Here is a 16,135-nt window from a genome sequence, read left to right on the forward strand (position 1 = left end):
AATCTGCTCGCCAATATAAAAAGAACAGCTTCACGCTGTCCTCATTTGAAAATTTTGAACCATCCTTTATGTAAAAACCATATCAGCATCCCGATCACAAGTGCGGCCATCAGGCCAAGTACAGCAAAATATCCGTATTTCCAATGCAGCTCCGGCATGTTGTCGAAGTTCATTCCATATACGCCGGCAATAAAGGTGAGCGGGATAAAAATGGTCGATACGATCGTCAGTGTCATCATAATTGCGTTCATCCGGTTTGAATTCAATGTCACATAGCTGTCGCGCAAGTCGGACGTCATGTCACGATTGGATTCGACAATCTCAGACAATTTTAACAAATGATCGTATATGTCGCTGAAGTAGGCTTTCGTTTCCCGCTGCTCTTTCACATGGTCAAGGCTTAAAATCCGATAGAGCAAATCACGCATCGGGATAATGGTCCGTCTTAGATGCAAAAGGTCTGTCCTGAGATCAAACACCTCGTTCATCAGTGTTCCGTACGTTTTGTGGGGCCGGCTTTCTTCAATTTCGTTCAGCCGGTCTTCAATTTTGTACACGAGCGGAAAATATTCATCAACAAGCTGATCCATAATCATATAAGAGATATGCCCGGGTCCTTTTTTTAATATCTCTGGTGAAGTATACAAACGCTCTCGGACTTTGGCGATACCGGGTGTTTCGTGTAAATGAAAGGTGACGACAAATCTTTCGCCTTGAAAAATATCGACTTCCTCCGTCTCGAGCGTTTCCTTATTCAGCGCATGAATCACGTAAAAGCGATACCCGTCATAATGGTCAAGCTTCGGCCGCTGCATATGCTGAAAGCAATCCTCAATAGCAAGCGGATGAAAATGAAAAAAATCTCTTAATAATGCCGTTTCTGTATCCTCCGGGCCGTATAAATCAACCCAGTACCACGCAATATCAGGCTGTTCCACTCGTTCGATCGGTATATTTTTCAGCAGCTGATGCTCTGTTGTAATTGCCGTAATGTTGATCATAAACAACCCTCCACCTGCCATTATATCATGCGGCCTTTATGAGAAAAGTATACGGTGTTCTCTGCCTATTTCAAGCGGCGTGTTATACTGAACAAAAACGGGAAAAGGGTGGATTGCATGTGGAAGGAAAAAGTATCTGTCACGCCTCCGTACCATTTTGACCGCGTGTTGGACAGACTGTCTTTAGATCCTCTCAATGCGGCAGATAAAGAAGCGCGGGAAATCCGTGTGCCGGTCAGAAACCAAGCGGGAGACGTGTGCATTGTGAAGGTACAGGCGTTAGGCCATGCGGATGAGCCTGAGTTTCTCGTCAGCGGAGAAACGGATCAGGAAGAGATGATGAAGGAAATAAAGCGGATTTTTCAATGGGAAAATGATTTGCAGCATGTTCTCGATCATTTTTCAAAAACAAGTCTGTCCGCCATTTTTGAAGAGCACGCAGGCACGCCGCTGGTACTGGACTACAGCGTGTACAACTGCATCATGAAATGCATTATCCACCAACAGCTCAATCTTTCCTTCGCTTACACGCTGACAGAACGGTTTGTTCATGCGTTTGGCGAGCAGAAGGATGGCGTATGGTGCTATCCAAAGCCGGAAACGATTGCCGAACTCGATTATCAGGATCTGCGCGATCTGCAATTCAGTATGAGAAAAGCGGAATACGCCATTGATACATCAAGGATGATCGCAGAAGGCACACTCAGCTTATCAGAGCTGCCACACATGACGGATGAAGACATTATGAAGAAGCTGATCAAAATCAGGGGCATCGGCCCGTGGACCGTGCAAAACGTCCTCATGTTCGGCCTTGGTCGTCCCAATTTATTCCCGCTTGCCGATATCGGCCTACAGAACGCGCTCAAACGCCATTTTCAGCTGGACGATAAGCCGGCAAAGGATGTCATGCTGGCAATGAGTAATGAGTGGGAGCCTTATTTAAGCTATGCGTCTCTGTATTTGTGGAGAAGTATCGAATGAAGAAAGGCTGCCTTTTCGGCAGCCTCCTGAGATTAATCAAGCTTCACTGTAATGCTTTGGCCTGTATCGGCATTTTTAACAGGGGAAAACGCAATTTTTAATTGGTGAAGATCTTCCGCTTTTCCGCTGTACACAGCTCCTATCACACCCTCGTTTTCTGTGTGCGGTGCGAAAGCATGATCATTGTCTTTAAGGATATTATTATCAGCAACTGTCAGCTTTTGTCCGTCATCTGTTTCTACAGACTCGATACCCTGCCAATCAATTTGTGTGTCTCCTGTATTCTCGGCTTTATAGGTGATTTGAATGTATCGAAGCGGTTCAGAAACTTTTTGATCTGTCATTCTTTTAAAGAGCTTCAGCTGGTAAGGGGTGATATTTGTACGCGACAGCAATTTGACTTGGTCGACAGTAATCGTTAAGGGCTTCATTGCTGTTTGTTTCTGGACATCAGCAATTTTGTCTAATGTCACTATTTCTCCATTGTCCTCGGTGGATGTTTCACCGGGCTTGGAAAGAATTTTTTTTCCGCTGTCTTGGCTTGAATCATCTGTTTCATTGTCTGTATCCAGCGGCTTATTGCTTTCCTGAATCAGCTGATTGTCAAGATCAACAAATCGAATGGTTGGTTCGCTGCTGTCATAATAAGATGAATGCTTATACAATGCGCGAAGAAACTGATCAAAGACAATAGCCAAGAGACCGTTTTCCATCGATTTTCCGTCTGAGTTGTTGAAGGTAACAACAACCGTATTGTTTTTTATTTCCACTTTTTTAACCACTTTTTCTCCATCGGAATTGGCTTCTGTCATTTTTTCAAATGCGCCGTTTAAATCCTTTTTGGAAATATGAATTTTATCCCAATCTTCTTTGGTAATACTGTTAAAGTCTTTTTTTAGCAAATCCAGATTTTTGCTTTCGTCTTCTGCCGTTTTTTCTGTTTTTGCAGAAGTCGCGGTGCTGTCGTTTCCGCATCCTGCTGCGCTGAATAGTAATCCTAATGCACAGGTAGCGGTTAGAAATTTTTTCATTTTATCCCTCTTTTATGTAATAGTCATAACTTGTATCGGCTGTCTTGCTAAATGATTGAGTAAAAATGGAAATGTTTTTGAAAAGTATGAAGGAATCTAGGCAAGCGTGTTATACTAGAAAGATGTGAAAAAAACATTTCACTTTCTGCCATCCGCAGAAAGCTTCATATAGAAACGGAGAGAACAACGTGAACCAACAAAAGAAACAGGCGCCCGTCGAACTGAAAGTCGGACAAACCTTTCCGCTGACGATTAAGCGTCTCGGCATTAACGGAGAAGGTGTCGGCTACTTTAAGAAAAAAGTCGTCTTTGTGCCCGGCGCGCTTCCCGGTGAAGAGGTTGTCGTGCAGGCTACAAAGGTTCAGCCTAAGTTTTCGGAGGGCCGCGTTAAGAAGATCCGCAAGGCGTCGGAGCACCGCGTGGCACCGCCTTGCCCTGTATACGAACAGTGCGGCGGCTGTCAGCTTCAGCATCTTGCATACAGCCAGCAGCTTCGGGAAAAACGCGACATTGTCATTCAGTCTCTTGAACGCCATACGAAGTTTAAAGTAGAAAACATGAAAATCAAAGAAACGATCGGCATGGACAACCCGTGGAATTACCGCAACAAAAGCCAATTCCAGATCGGGCGCTCGCAAAGCGGCAGCATCATCGCCGGCTTATACGGCCTTGATTCTCATGACATCGTGCCAATTAAAGACTGCATCGTTCAGCATCCGGCAACTAACAAAACAACAGGCATCGTCCGCCGGATTTTGGAGGACTTCAATGTATCTGTTTATAATGAACGGAAACGAAAAGGCGACGTTCGGACTATTGTGACGAGAGTCGGCTTTGAAACAGGCGAGGTGCAGGTCGTGCTTGTGACAGCAAAAGAAACGCTTCCGCACAAGGAAGAAATCGTCAAAGCGATCCAGAAGCGCCTGCCAGAGGTCAAATCCATTATCCAGAATGTAAACGGAGCGAAAACCTCAGTGATTTTCGGTGAGAAATCAAAACCGCTCGCCGGACATACAGTGATCCAAGAGGTGCTCGGCGACGTATCATTTGAACTGAGCGCCCGCGCTTTCTTCCAGCTCAATCCAGAGCAAACCGTCAAGCTGTACAACGAAGTGAAAAAAGCGGCGCAGCTGACCGGAAAAGAAAAAGTCGTTGACGCGTATTGCGGCGTCGGCACCATCGGCATGTGGGTAGCGGACGGAGCGAAGGAGGTCCGTGGCATGGACGTCATCAAGGAATCAATTGATGATGCCAAGAAAAACGCCAAAAAACACGGCATGACAAATGCCACCTACGTAACAGGAACAGCCGAGCACTGGCTCCCGAAATGGACAAAAGAAGGCTTCCGCCCGGACGTCGTCATCGTTGACCCGCCAAGAACCGGCTGTGACAACACGTTCCTGGATACGATCAAAAAAGTTAAACCGAAACGTTTTGTCTACGTTTCCTGCAATCCATCCACGCTTGCGAAGGATTTGCAGGCGCTGTCGAAGGACTATCGCGTTGAATATATTCAGCCTGTGGATATGTTTCCGCAGACGGCTCATGTGGAAGCTGTGGCCAAGCTTGTTTTAAAATCGTCTAACTAAAATAAACAATTTCCTAATCAGACCTGGATTCCGGTAAATAAACAATTCCGATTTCCGGGTCTTTTCCATGTTTTGCCCTTGTCCTGACGGTCTTTTTTCGTTTTTCTCATTCTTCTTTTAAAGTAGTTCTGGAATATGAGATTTTTGGAAACTTTTATATTAATGTCAACTATAATTGAAGTGTAGTCTGTTTAATATAGAAAGAAGGGATCACTTGGATAAAAAATCATTTATTGTAATTGGGAAACCAAAAGGAAACATAACAAAACTACCTTATTCACCTATAAAAGAGTCTCTGCTGCTAAACTTAAAAACTAGGAGTGAAAAGGGAGAAATAGAATTAAGGTGTGAGTGTTCTGATAAGATAGTGCTTAAAGTTTCCAATGCAAAATCTCCATATTTATATAATTCTACCAGACAATTTAAACATTCCAAGGATTGTTGCCGACATCCTCAATTTGTGGGTTCAAGCCCATATGAAAAGGCCTGGAGTTATGATGAAGAAGAAGGATTACATATTGTTAGAATTAAAGAATTACATTTTTCTCAGTCAGGAGATAATAACGAGAGAAACAATAATGTTAGAAATAATGTTTTTTATCAAGAAGGAACAGGATCTAATAAAAATGTATCAACAGTTTTTGGCTTAGCCACAAGAATAAATATGATGGCTTGGGAAAGTATGGTGTTAGGCAAAAAACATAGAATTCCTAATGATAAATATGAGTTAGCTAAGCATGTTTATGGCATAACGTCTCGAATTAGGTTATCGAGAAAAAGAAAAACATTAAACGAGATGTTTTATAAACAAGTAAACATACGGAATGTAAAAGTAAAAAAAGATATCTATTTTGTTTACATGTATGTAAATCGCGAAAGACCGTTTGGAGAAGATACCCTATTTGATAATACAAAAAAAGATATTCTGTATTGTAAAGATGCTTTTGGGCGAACTAATCGTTTTTATGTTGAAAAGGAAGAATATGAACACAAGAAAAAAATAGAACCGCATAGCCCTGAATATGTGGTAGCAGGTTTTGTATATAAAAAAGACTTGTACCATAGATGTATGACCCTACAAAACTACTGCTTAATACCAGTATCTGATAGAGGTTTATATTGTGAAAGTTCTCATGAAAAAAATATATATGATCGGTTATGTGATGATAATCTAACATTTTACAAGCCTTATTTGCCAATTGAAGGTTACGGAAGTTTTATTCCAGATGGATACATTGTCGATAAAGAAAGGGATATAATATTTGAGGTGTTTGGTATTACTGGTATGTCCTCATATGATGAAAGAAAAGAAGAGAAAATTGCCTTATCTCATACTGATTCCTTTAAGAGTATGTATAAATTTAAATATTGGGAAGTAAACTGATAAGACTGGGATTTTTAGATCTTATTTAATAAACTGTTAGTCATCTGAAAAGGGCAATTACAGAGAGAGTTTTAATTGAGTGTTAATAAATCAATGCTTAACTTCTACCTCCTTAGCTATTACTTTAGCAACTTTACAAAACCTAGCGGAGGAAACAAAGGAATGCTGTTAAATAAGCATTCCTTTTCTATTACATTAGCATTTTTGAATGTTCTTCATTTATTATTATATAAATATTACGTAATATAAGGTAGAAGTATGTTAGTTAGAGGAGAAAGGAATGATAAATTGTCTAATCTTTTTATAATTGGAAATGGTTTTGATTTAGATCATGATTTAGAAACTTCATATGATGATTTCAGGAGTTATTTGCTTTTAAATTATCCAGAAATAAACATGTATGATTCAATAGTACCTAATGAAATACTAATGCCTGATGGAGGTGTGGAATATGATGATAAAGAAGTATTATCCATGCTATTTTTTCTAATTAATGAAGCAGAACAAAGCGAAGAAAAATGGAGTGACATAGAATCCTCATTGGGAGCATTAGATTATAGTTTAGTATTCGACTCGTTTGATGATATTCTTGACAAAGATGGAGACAAGGATATGTGGAAAATGGTTTACAGAAATGAAGACTTAGCTGCGCAGTTAGTTATACCAACCACAAAAATAAAAAACTACTTTTCAGAATGGATAGACTCACTGAAATTAAATACTGTACCACCTAAGAAGGACTTTGAAAAAATAATAGGTGAAGAGGACTTATTCTTAACTTTTAATTATACAGATACTTTAGAAGTGCTTTATAATGTCGATGAGGATAGCATATGTCATATTCATGGATTACAAAACGAAGAAATTTTCTTTGGTCATGGAAACTTGAAGGATCGTACTGATGATCATATGAAAGATCATGTTGGATCTCAAGACAGCTTAAGTGAGATAGACGTACAGTTAAGAAAGGATACAAAAAGAGCAATTGAGTTAAGCATAGATTTTTTTGAAGAGTTAAGGGTAGCTAACATAAGTAAAATATATTCATATGGTTTCTCATTTAATAAAGTAGATGCTGTGTACTTTAAAGAGATTTGTGACCGAATTAATACTGAAAATATAACTTGGTATTTTAATGATTTTGATGAGGAAAATATAGTGAATTATTCATCTTATTTAAGAGATTGCGGCTTTAAAGGAAATTTTGAGACGTTTCATATTGAAAAATAGTTAATAACCCTAGAAGGGTTATCTTAGCTTCTAGGCTATTGTGGCTGCTTAATTCTCCCGATACAATGATTTAGTAAGGATAATTGGAGATGCGAAAGTGAAAGTTGTACATCCTATACGTGATAAAAAACAACTTGAGGCAGTGAACTATTATTTATGGATTAAAAACAAAGCGTACCTATCACCTTCATACAGATAATGGTCTTCGTTTTGGTCAGTTTACTGAAAAAAGAAACGATGGAGCCTTACATCCTGACGACTAACTTTCTTTTGACAGTGAAAGATGCAAATGGGGAACTTGAGGAAATTTGCAAAATGAAAACAGGTGGACAAGCAGGTGAAAAACGGCCAATACTGAAGCAAAAAAGTGTGAAAATGGGTTTCTGGAGGAAAACTATATTTAAACTGGAACGGTGGAATGCAGGGTGGAGTGTCTGATTTAGGAGATGAGATGTATATTTTAATTGCGCATAAATCGTCTAATTAATATAAACTATTTCTAAACAGATCTGGATTTTGGGCGAATTAACATTGCCGATTTCCGGGTCTTTTTCATGCACAGCGTTGGCCTGATGTCTTTTATTCAGGTAGGGAGGCAGAAACAAGAGTGTGATAAGCCCCTCCAGCTATTGATATGAAATTTTGGGGAACATAAATAGAAGCCTAGATCATGTACTTAACCCTATGACCCAAACTGCCCTTTTTAACGTGTTATTAGTAAAGGTTTAAATGTTCGAAATTTACTATAGTTTGATTAGAAGTGCTTAAGCATGCTATAAGTGTAAAAGAACATTCTGCTTTTTAATTTTGGAATCATGTTTGGCTTGGTATTGATTATGAAAGGATTTGAATTTGATTATGACAGATAATTTCTGGCGTGAATTACCACGGCCTTTTTTTGTACTAGCTCCAATGGAAGATGTGACGGATGTTGTATTTCGCCATGTCGTGAGTGAAGCTGGCAGACCAGATGTATTCTTTACGGAGTTTACAAACTCAGAAAGTTACTGTCATCCAGATGGAAAGGATAGTGTGCGTGGCCGTTTGACTTTCACGGAGGATGAACAACCAATGGTAGCTCACATATGGGGGGATAAGCCTGAAAACTTCCGCCAAATGAGTATTGGTATGGCGGAATTAGGGTTTAAGGGTCTAGATATTAATATGGGCTGTCCTGTACCTAATGTAGCAGGCAATGGAAAGGGAAGCGGCCTTATTTGTCGTCCTGAAGTTGCCGCAGAATTAATACAAGCAGCAAAAGCAGGGGGATTGCCTGTAAGTGTGAAGACAAGGCTTGGTTACACGGATGTAGACGAATGGCGCGACTGGCTGACACACGTATTGAAACAAGACATTGCTAATCTTTCCATTCATCTGCGCACAAGAGCGGAAATGAGCAAAGTGGATGCGCATTGGGAACTCATCCCGGAAATTAAGAAACTTCGTGATGAGGTGGCGCCAGATACACTATTGACGATCAATGGGGATATTCCTGACCGCCAAACTGGCCTGAAACTTGCTGAACAATACGGTGTTGATGGGATTATGATTGGGCGTGGTATTTTTACGAATCCATTTGCCTTTGAAAAGGAGCCGAAAGAGCATAGCAGTAAGGAATTGCTTGATCTCTTAAGGCTGCATCTGGATCTTCATGATAAATATTCAGAATTAGAAGCCCGTCCGTATAAGCCTCTTCCTCGCTTTTTCAAGATTTATCTCCGTGGATTCCGCGGGGCAAGTGAATTAAGAAATCAATGCATGAACACAAAGTCAACAGATGAAGTGCGTGCATTGCTTGATGACTTTGAGAGAAAGTATCTTGATAGGGTGGAGCAACAGTAGAAGTATCCCATTTGTGGACGTTAAACTGGTGTGAAAGGCTGTATTGAACCGGAGTATTCCTGCAGATTTTCATCACGGAAAAATTCGATATTCAGGGAGACATTCTGCCGGGAAGCTGTTGAAGTGGAGAGATTATCAATTGTAAGAATCAAGATAGCAGGGACAATTTTCCTTGCTATCTTTTTTTATCGAAAAAGATAAGATAAAATACATGGTAATAATAGGAGATGGTACGGATCCAATGAAGGGGGGATTTGATGAAAGAATTTCCTATAATTGAAACAAAAAGATTATTGTTAAGAGAAGTAGAATTTGAAGATGCCAAAGATATGCTAACATATCTTTCAGATCAAGATGTTGTTAAGCCGATGGGGTTAGAACCCTTTGAAACAACTAAAGATGTTTGGAAAGAGATTAGGTGGTATAAATCCATATATGAAAAAGGTACAGGAATCAGATGGGGAATTACACTTAAAGATTCAGGCATAGTAATAGGAAGCTGTGGATTTCTTAATAGACTTGCAAAACATTATCGAGCTGAAGTTGGGTATGAATTAAGCAAAGATTACTGGAGAAAAGGAATCGTCAGTGAAGCATTAGAGGCTGTTGTCAAATATGGATATAACCACTTGCAGCTGGAAAGAATTGAAGCTCTTATTGAACCTTCTAATTTCCCATCGATAAAACTAGTAGAAAAACAAGGTTTTAGCAGAGAGGGTTTGCTGAGACATTATGAATTTACTTGTGGTAAATTTGAAGATTTATATATGTATTCAATGATCAAGGAAGATTTAAAATCTGGTTTGGGAAAAGATAAATATGAACTTTAACTAATTCTCTATTGTGAGAAACTAACCGCGATCTGGAAAACAGCCTCCATTATTAGGGTTTTTGACCTGCGAAGTGCCAAGGAGAAACTAAACAGGGCACTTGCTATTTTGGCTATTATATGAAACGGAAATAAGGGGAGAGAAAAATGAAACGACTATGCATCATCCCCTGCGGCAAGAAAAAAATATGGGACAACCATCCAAATACAGGGCCGGTAAGGGCGGAGGACGCTTATCTCAGCCCGTTTCATCAGGCGTGCGAGAGGTATGCAAAAGCATTTTTTGATGAATGGGTGATTTTGTCGGCGAAGCACGGATTTCTTCGGCCAGATGATATCGTTCCCGAAAATTACGATGTGGCTTTTGGAACCGAGCATTCGGAGATCATGACAGCAGAGGAGCTGCACCGCCAATTTTGCGAAAAAGGCTTTTCCGACATCGAAGAGCTTGTCATGCTTGGCGGGAATAAATATCGAAGCGTTCTAAACGCCGTCATTGGCGAGCATCAGCATATTAGCTGGCCTCTGTCATCATGCAAAGGCATTGGCTACATGCTTCAAGCACTGAACCGGGCTGTTGAAGAAAAGCATGAACTGTAGCACGGTACATGTGAAGAAAAGAGTGTGAACATGAAAAAACTTGTGGTTGGCTTGCTTGCTATTGCGGTATTCGGATGCGGATTATATATCTATCATGTATGGTTCGGTGATCCATTTTCGAAAAATGCCGCAGAGCAAAAGCTTATATCTTATGTGACACAAACCTATCCCAAAAAAGAAATCAAGATCATAAATGGGGTATATAACGCTAAAACCTCGGAATATGTGTTCCAAGCAAACACTCAATCCCATCGCTATCCAATGTGTACGAAGGGATTCCTCCATCCTAAAGTAACGTGCGATGGAATTGAAGAAGCGTATACCGAATCCGTAGCAAAACATCTAAATCTAGAAGCATCAAAAGAAATCGAAGCAGATCTGAAAAAGGCGGTTCCGCAAATCATAAAAGCTGACGCTGCTTTGAGCGTCGAAAACGGCCAGTTCACCTTAGAGACAAAATGGAACAAACAGCTGGCTGAAAAAGCGTCTATGAGCATGACGATTCAGTTAGATTCCAGCGGGTTATCAAAAACAGGTGCCGCAAAGATGGCGGAAACGGTCAGAAAGACGCTTAATGAAAAGGGATATACATATGCAAATGGCACGGTAGATTGTATGCAGAAGGACGCGGACGGCGGTTTCGGTTATGTCAAATATTCAGTTGATTTTCTTCCGAAAACAGCCATTCAGCCAAACGATGCAGAGGAATTAGGCAGTTAAAAGATTTCCGAGGAAATAAATACGTCGATCATTGTCAAAGACCGGGGTGCCCGGTCTTTTTTGCATGCAAGAAAACGAGACAGCTGGAACAGATCGAGACAAAATGAGACACATGTCTCAAACTGTCTCCAGTGTAAAAATGAAAAGACTGATTTTTACGGGCTCCAAAGACTGGCACACTTCTTGCATTTATAAATATGAACCTTAAATAGAAGGAGGCGCACAAAATGGAATTGTTAAAACGAGAAGGCTTGTCATTAACTGAGGAGAAAGCGCTGTGGATGTACCAAAAGATGCTGGAAATCAGGGGCTTTGAAGACAAAGTGCATGAACTGTTCGCACAGGGAGTGCTTCCCGGATTCGTCCATTTGTATGCCGGTGAGGAAGCGGTAGCTGTAGGTGTGTGCGCTCATTTACATGATGGTGACAGCATTACAAGCACGCACAGGGGACATGGCCATTGTATCGCCAAAGGCTGTGATTTGGACGGCATGATGGCGGAAATTTTCGGGAAAGCGACCGGATTGTGCAAAGGCAAGGGCGGTTCTATGCACATTGCGGATCTCGATAAAGGCATGCTGGGGGCAAATGGAATCGTCGGGGGCGGATTTACACTTGCATGCGGATCAGCGCTCACCGCTAAATATAAACAGACTAAAAATGTAAGCGTTTGCTTTTTCGGAGACGGAGCAAATAACCAAGGCACCTTCCATGAAGGGCTGAACTTAGCGGCAGTATGGAACCTTCCTGTCGTATTTGTTGCTGAAAACAACGGCTATGGCGAAGCCACCCCTTTTGAGTACGCATCAGCCTGTGATTCAATCGCCGACCGGGCAGCTGCTTACAACATGCCGGGGGTCACGGTGGATGGAAAAGATATTTTAGCAGTTTACCAAGCCGCCGAGGAAGCAGTTGAAAGAGCAAGAAATGGCGGGGGCCCGTCTTTGATTGAATGTATGACTTACAGAAACTACGGCCATTTCGAAGGGGATGCCCAAACCTATAAAACGAAGGATGAAAGGGCTGAGCACCTTGAAGAAAAGGATGCCATTCAAGGCTTTAAAAACTACCTTTTAAAAGAAACAGATGCCAATAAACTGTCAGACATTGAACAGCGTGTCAGCAAATCGATTGAAAAAGCCGTCTCGTTCAGCGAAGACAGTCCATATCCGAAAGAGTCAGAGCTGCTGACAGACGTCTACGTGTCGTATGAAAAAGGGGGAATGTGAGATGGCGAGAGTCATAAGCATGTCAGACGCGATCAATGAAGCGATGAAGCTTGCGATGAGAAGAGACGAAAATGTGCTTTTGATCGGTGAGGATGTCGCCGGGGGAGCAGCGGTCGATCATTTGCAGGATGATGAAGCATGGGGAGGCGTGTTAGGTGTCACAAAAGGGCTTGTGCAGGAATTCGGGCGCAGCAGAGTGCTGGACACACCGATTTCTGAGGCGGGCTATATGGGTGCAGCTATGGCTGCGGCATCAACCGGGCTGAGACCAATTGCCGAGCTGATGTTTAATGATTTTATCGGCACATGCTTTGACCAGGTGATCAACCAAGGGGCGAAATTCCGCTATATGTTCGGCGGAAAAGCGCAAGTGCCGATTACCGTCCGCACCACATACGGGGCAGGGTTCCGGGCAGCTGCTCAGCATTCACAGGCGCTGTATGGCCTTTTCACCAGCATCCCGGGACTGAAGACGGTCGTTCCGTCCAATCCATATGACGCCAAAGGCCTGCTCCTTGCAGCAATAGAAGACAATGATCCAGTGTTCTTTTTTGAAGACAAAACGTCCTACAACATGAAGGGCGATGTGCCGGAAGATTATTATACAATCCCGCTCGGAAAGGCGGACATCAAACGCGAAGGCGGCGATATCACGCTGTTTGCAGTCGGCAAGCAGGTCAATACCGCGCTTGATGCGGCAGCCCAGCTTTCAGAAAAAGGCATCGAAGCTGAGGTGCTCGATCCCCGCAGTCTGTCTCCTCTGGATGAGGAAGCGATTTTCACATCGTTGGAAAAAACAAACCGGCTGATCATCATCGATGAAGCCAATCCGCGATGCAGCATCGCCACGGATATTGCTGCGATTGTCGCTGACAAGGGCTTTGATTTGCTTGATGCGCCGATTAAACGGATTACAGCGCCGCATACACCAGTGCCGTTTTCGCCAGTGCTTGAAGATCAATATTTGCCGACACCAGATCAAATTGTCAGCGTCACGCTTGAATTGCTTGGCGAGCCGGCAATGAATTAAAGGGGGGACACAAATGGCGGTAAAAGTAGTGATGCCAAAATTGGGAATGGCCATGAAACAAGGGGAAGTATCGATATGGAATAAAAAAGTAGGCGACCCGGTTGAAAAGGGAGAAAGCATTGCCAGCATTCAATCGGAGAAAATTGAAATGGAAATCGAGGCGCCTGAAAAAGGAACGCTGATCGATATCAAAGTAAAAGAAGGAGAAGAGGTTCCGCCCGGCACAGCGATCTGCTACATCGGGGACGCCAATGAATCGGTGCAGGAAGAGGCGAAAGAGCCTGCTGCGGAAGACAGCATGCCGCTAGCCGTCCAGCCCGCAAAACAAGAAAGCAAACCCGCAGCCGCTAAAAAAGAACGAATCAAAATATCTCCAGTCGCCAGGAAAATAGCTGAAAAAGCGGGATTAGACGTGAAACAGCTGAAAGGCACAGGACCAGGCGGGAGAATCGTAAAAGACGATGTAACAAAAGCGCTTGCTGAACAGAAAAATGACCGGGCAGAGCGGGTTTCTGAGCAGAAGGCGCAAGAAACGCCGGTGACAGGCATGAGAAAAGTGATCGCGGCCAGAATGCAGGAAAGCCTGGCAAACAGCGCGCAGCTGACGATTACGATGAAGGCTGATATCACCAAGCTGGCAGCCCTTCAAAAACAGCTTTCTCCAACAGCAGAAGAGAGGTACGGCACAAAGCTGACGATGACTCATTTTGTCTCAAGAGCCGCCGTTCTCGCTCTGCAAGCTCATCCTGCGCTGAACAGCTTTTATCAAAATGAACGCATCATTACACATCCTCATGTGCACCTCGGAATGGCTGTAGCCTTGGAAAATGGATTAGTTGTGCCTGTGATCCGCCAAGCTGAAAAGAAATCGCTGATTGAACTGGCTCAATCCATCTCAGAATATGCCAAAAAAGCACGCGAGGGACGGGCAGGAAGCGAAGAACTGCAAGGCTCAACCTTCTCTATTACAAACCTTGGCGCTTTTGGAGTGGAGCATTTTACGCCGATATTAAATCCGCCGGAAACAGGTATTCTCGGCATCGGAGCAAGCTATGACACACCGCTGTATCAAGGGGAGGAAATTGTCAGAAGCACGATCCTTCCGCTCAGCCTGACATTTGATCACAGAGCCTGCGATGGTGCTCCTGCCGCTGCCTTTCTGAAGGCGATTAAAACATATTTGGAAGAACCGGCAGCTCTAATCTTATAGGAAAAGCAGGTGAAACGACATGACACTAGCCATTATCGGCGGCGGACCCGCAGGCTATGCGGCTGCAGTCTCCGCGGCGCAGCAGGGCAGAAACGTACTGCTGATTGACAAAGGCCAGCTTGGGGGAACCTGCCTGAATGAAGGCTGCATCCCGACGAAGTCTTTGTTAGAAAGCGCAAACGTTCTTGATAAAATCAAGCATGCCGACCGCTTTGGAATCGAACTTCCGGCAGGTGCGATATCGGTTGATTGGAGCAAAATGCAAAACCGAAAGCAGCAGGTTGTCAGACAGCTTGTCCAAGGCGTTCAATACTTAATGAAGAAAAATCAAATACAGGTTGTGAAGGGGGCGGCCTCCTTTCTTTCTGATAGAAAGCTCTTGATCGAAGGAGAGAACGGAAAAGAAATCAGAGAGGCTGACCAAGTATTGATTGCATCCGGATCAGAGCCGATCGAGCTGCCATTCGCCCCGTTTGACAGCAAATGGATCATCGACAGCAAGGACGCTCTATCCCTTTCTGAAATCCCGTCTTCACTCGTCATTGTCGGCGGCGGTGTCATCGGCTGTGAGTATGCCGGGCTGTTTGCCAGACTGGGGTCGAAGGTGACCATCATTGAAACAGCAGGCCAGCTGATCCCGGCTGAAGATGAAGATATTGCCCGTCTCTTTCAGGAGAAGCTCGAGGAAGACGGTGTTGAAGTGCATACTTCATCCAAGTTAGAGCGGGTGGATCAAACGGCCAAAACGGCAATATGGAAAAGCGGGCAGCGGGAGTTTAAAACGAAGGCCGATTATGTACTCGTGGCGATCGGCAGAAAACCTCGTCTTGACGGATTACAGCTGGAGCAGGCCGGAGTTGATTTTTCTCCAAAAGGCATTCCGGTAAACGGGCACATGCAGACGAACGTGCCTCATATTTATGCGTGCGGAGACGCAATCGGAGGCATTCAGCTGGCGCATGCGGCTTTCCATGAGGGCATTATCGCTGCTTCTCATGCTTCCGGAAGGGATGTCAAAATCAATGAGAAGCATGTGCCCCGTTGCATCTATACATCTCCGGAAATTGCGTGCATCGGAATGACAGAACAACAAGCAAGAAGCGTATACGGGAATGTAAAGATTGGTGAATTTCCTTTTTCCGCAAACGGCAAGGCACTCATAAAACAGCAAGCGGAAGGAAAGGTCAAAATCGTGGCTGAACCGGAATTCGGCGAAATTGTCGGTGTCTCAATGATTGGTCCTGATGTGACCGAGCTCATCGGCCAGGCGGCTGCGATCATGAATGGTGAGATGACCGCTGATATGGCGGAGCACTTTATCGCCGCCCATCCGACACTGTCGGAAACATTGCACGAGGCGCTGTTAAGCACGATCGGGCTTGCAGTACATGCATAATATAGGAAAAAGCAGACGCAGAGAATACAAGGCGTCTGCTTTTTTTGTTGTTGAAAGCGCTTT

14 protein-coding genes are annotated in these 16,135 nt (G+C 43.2%); 12 read left to right on the forward strand and 2 right to left on the reverse strand.

Going from position 1 to position 16,135, the window contains the following annotated elements:
• Positions 1-41 precede the first annotated feature (41 nt).
• Positions 42-1,001, reverse strand: a complete 960-nt coding sequence (gene corA / locus M0696_RS04505) for a magnesium/cobalt transporter CorA (RefSeq protein WP_166853895.1) — start codon at positions 999-1,001, stop codon at positions 42-44.
• Between the two features lie 117 nt (positions 1,002-1,118).
• Here corA and M0696_RS04510 point away from each other — a divergent pair, with 117 nt between their 5' ends.
• On the forward strand, positions 1,119-1,982 hold the full coding sequence (locus M0696_RS04510) for a DNA-3-methyladenine glycosylase family protein (protein ID WP_222143799.1): 864 nt from the start codon (positions 1,119-1,121) through the stop codon (positions 1,980-1,982).
• Between the two features lie 32 nt (positions 1,983-2,014).
• Here the strand turns inward: M0696_RS04510 and M0696_RS04515 are convergent, their stop codons facing one another.
• Positions 2,015-3,013 carry a hypothetical protein gene (locus M0696_RS04515; protein ID WP_222143800.1) on the reverse strand — a complete coding sequence of 333 codons (999 nt, stop codon included), beginning with the start codon at positions 3,011-3,013 and terminating at the stop codon, positions 2,015-2,017.
• 188 nt (positions 3,014-3,201) lie between these two features.
• On the opposite strand from M0696_RS04515, the gene rlmD reads away from it, so the two are divergent.
• The 11 genes from rlmD to acoL all read left to right on the forward strand — a co-directional run bounded on the left by rlmD (position 3,202) and on the right by acoL (position 16,072).
• The gene (gene rlmD / locus M0696_RS04520) at positions 3,202-4,602 is read left to right on the forward strand and encodes a 23S rRNA (uracil(1939)-C(5))-methyltransferase RlmD (RefSeq protein WP_248602549.1); all 1,401 of its coding nucleotides are present in this window, start codon (positions 3,202-3,204) and stop codon (positions 4,600-4,602) included.
• A 214-nt stretch (positions 4,603-4,816) separates the two neighbouring features.
• Positions 4,817-5,986 carry a hypothetical protein gene (locus tag M0696_RS04525; RefSeq protein WP_222143802.1) on the forward strand — a complete coding sequence of 390 codons (1,170 nt, stop codon included), beginning with the start codon at positions 4,817-4,819 and terminating at the stop codon, positions 5,984-5,986.
• Between the two features lie 258 nt (positions 5,987-6,244).
• The gene (locus M0696_RS04530; RefSeq protein WP_248602550.1) at positions 6,245-7,216 is read left to right on the forward strand and encodes a bacteriophage abortive infection AbiH family protein; all 972 of its coding nucleotides are present in this window, start codon (positions 6,245-6,247) and stop codon (positions 7,214-7,216) included.
• An 858-nt stretch (positions 7,217-8,074) separates the two neighbouring features.
• Positions 8,075-9,058 (forward strand): tRNA dihydrouridine synthase, encoded by a 984-nt coding sequence (locus M0696_RS04535; protein WP_222143848.1) that lies wholly within the window; start codon positions 8,075-8,077, stop codon positions 9,056-9,058.
• A gap of 257 nt (positions 9,059-9,315) precedes the next feature.
• Positions 9,316-9,888 (forward strand): GNAT family N-acetyltransferase, encoded by a 573-nt coding sequence (locus tag M0696_RS04540; protein ID WP_222143803.1) that lies wholly within the window; start codon positions 9,316-9,318, stop codon positions 9,886-9,888.
• Positions 9,889-10,034: 146 nt separating this feature from the next.
• On the forward strand, positions 10,035-10,487 hold the full coding sequence (locus M0696_RS04545; protein WP_222143804.1) for a DUF6884 domain-containing protein: 453 nt from the start codon (positions 10,035-10,037) through the stop codon (positions 10,485-10,487).
• A gap of 30 nt (positions 10,488-10,517) precedes the next feature.
• Complete coding sequence (locus tag M0696_RS04550; RefSeq protein WP_248602551.1) at positions 10,518-11,207, forward strand: YfjL-like protein; 690 nt, start codon at positions 10,518-10,520, stop codon at positions 11,205-11,207.
• A gap of 227 nt (positions 11,208-11,434) precedes the next feature.
• The gene (gene acoA / locus M0696_RS04555) at positions 11,435-12,436 is read left to right on the forward strand and encodes an acetoin:2,6-dichlorophenolindophenol oxidoreductase subunit alpha (protein WP_166853886.1); all 1,002 of its coding nucleotides are present in this window, start codon (positions 11,435-11,437) and stop codon (positions 12,434-12,436) included.
• Between the two features lies 1 nt (position 12,437).
• A complete protein-coding gene (acoB, locus tag M0696_RS04560; RefSeq protein ID WP_166853885.1) occupies positions 12,438-13,466 on the forward strand; it encodes an acetoin:2,6-dichlorophenolindophenol oxidoreductase subunit beta in 1,029 nt (342 codons plus the stop codon).
• 13 nt (positions 13,467-13,479) lie between these two features.
• Positions 13,480-14,676, forward strand: a complete 1,197-nt coding sequence (locus M0696_RS04565; protein WP_166853884.1) for a dihydrolipoamide acetyltransferase family protein — start codon at positions 13,480-13,482, stop codon at positions 14,674-14,676.
• A 19-nt stretch (positions 14,677-14,695) separates the two neighbouring features.
• Complete coding sequence (gene acoL, locus M0696_RS04570; RefSeq protein WP_166853883.1) at positions 14,696-16,072, forward strand: acetoin dehydrogenase complex dihydrolipoyl dehydrogenase; 1,377 nt, start codon at positions 14,696-14,698, stop codon at positions 16,070-16,072.
• The last annotated feature ends 63 nt before the right edge of the window (positions 16,073-16,135 follow it).

Origin of the sequence: Bacillus rugosus, assembly GCF_023238245.1 — a bacterium.
In the GTDB taxonomy this organism is placed as follows: domain Bacteria; phylum Bacillota; class Bacilli; order Bacillales; family Bacillaceae; genus Bacillus; species Bacillus rugosus.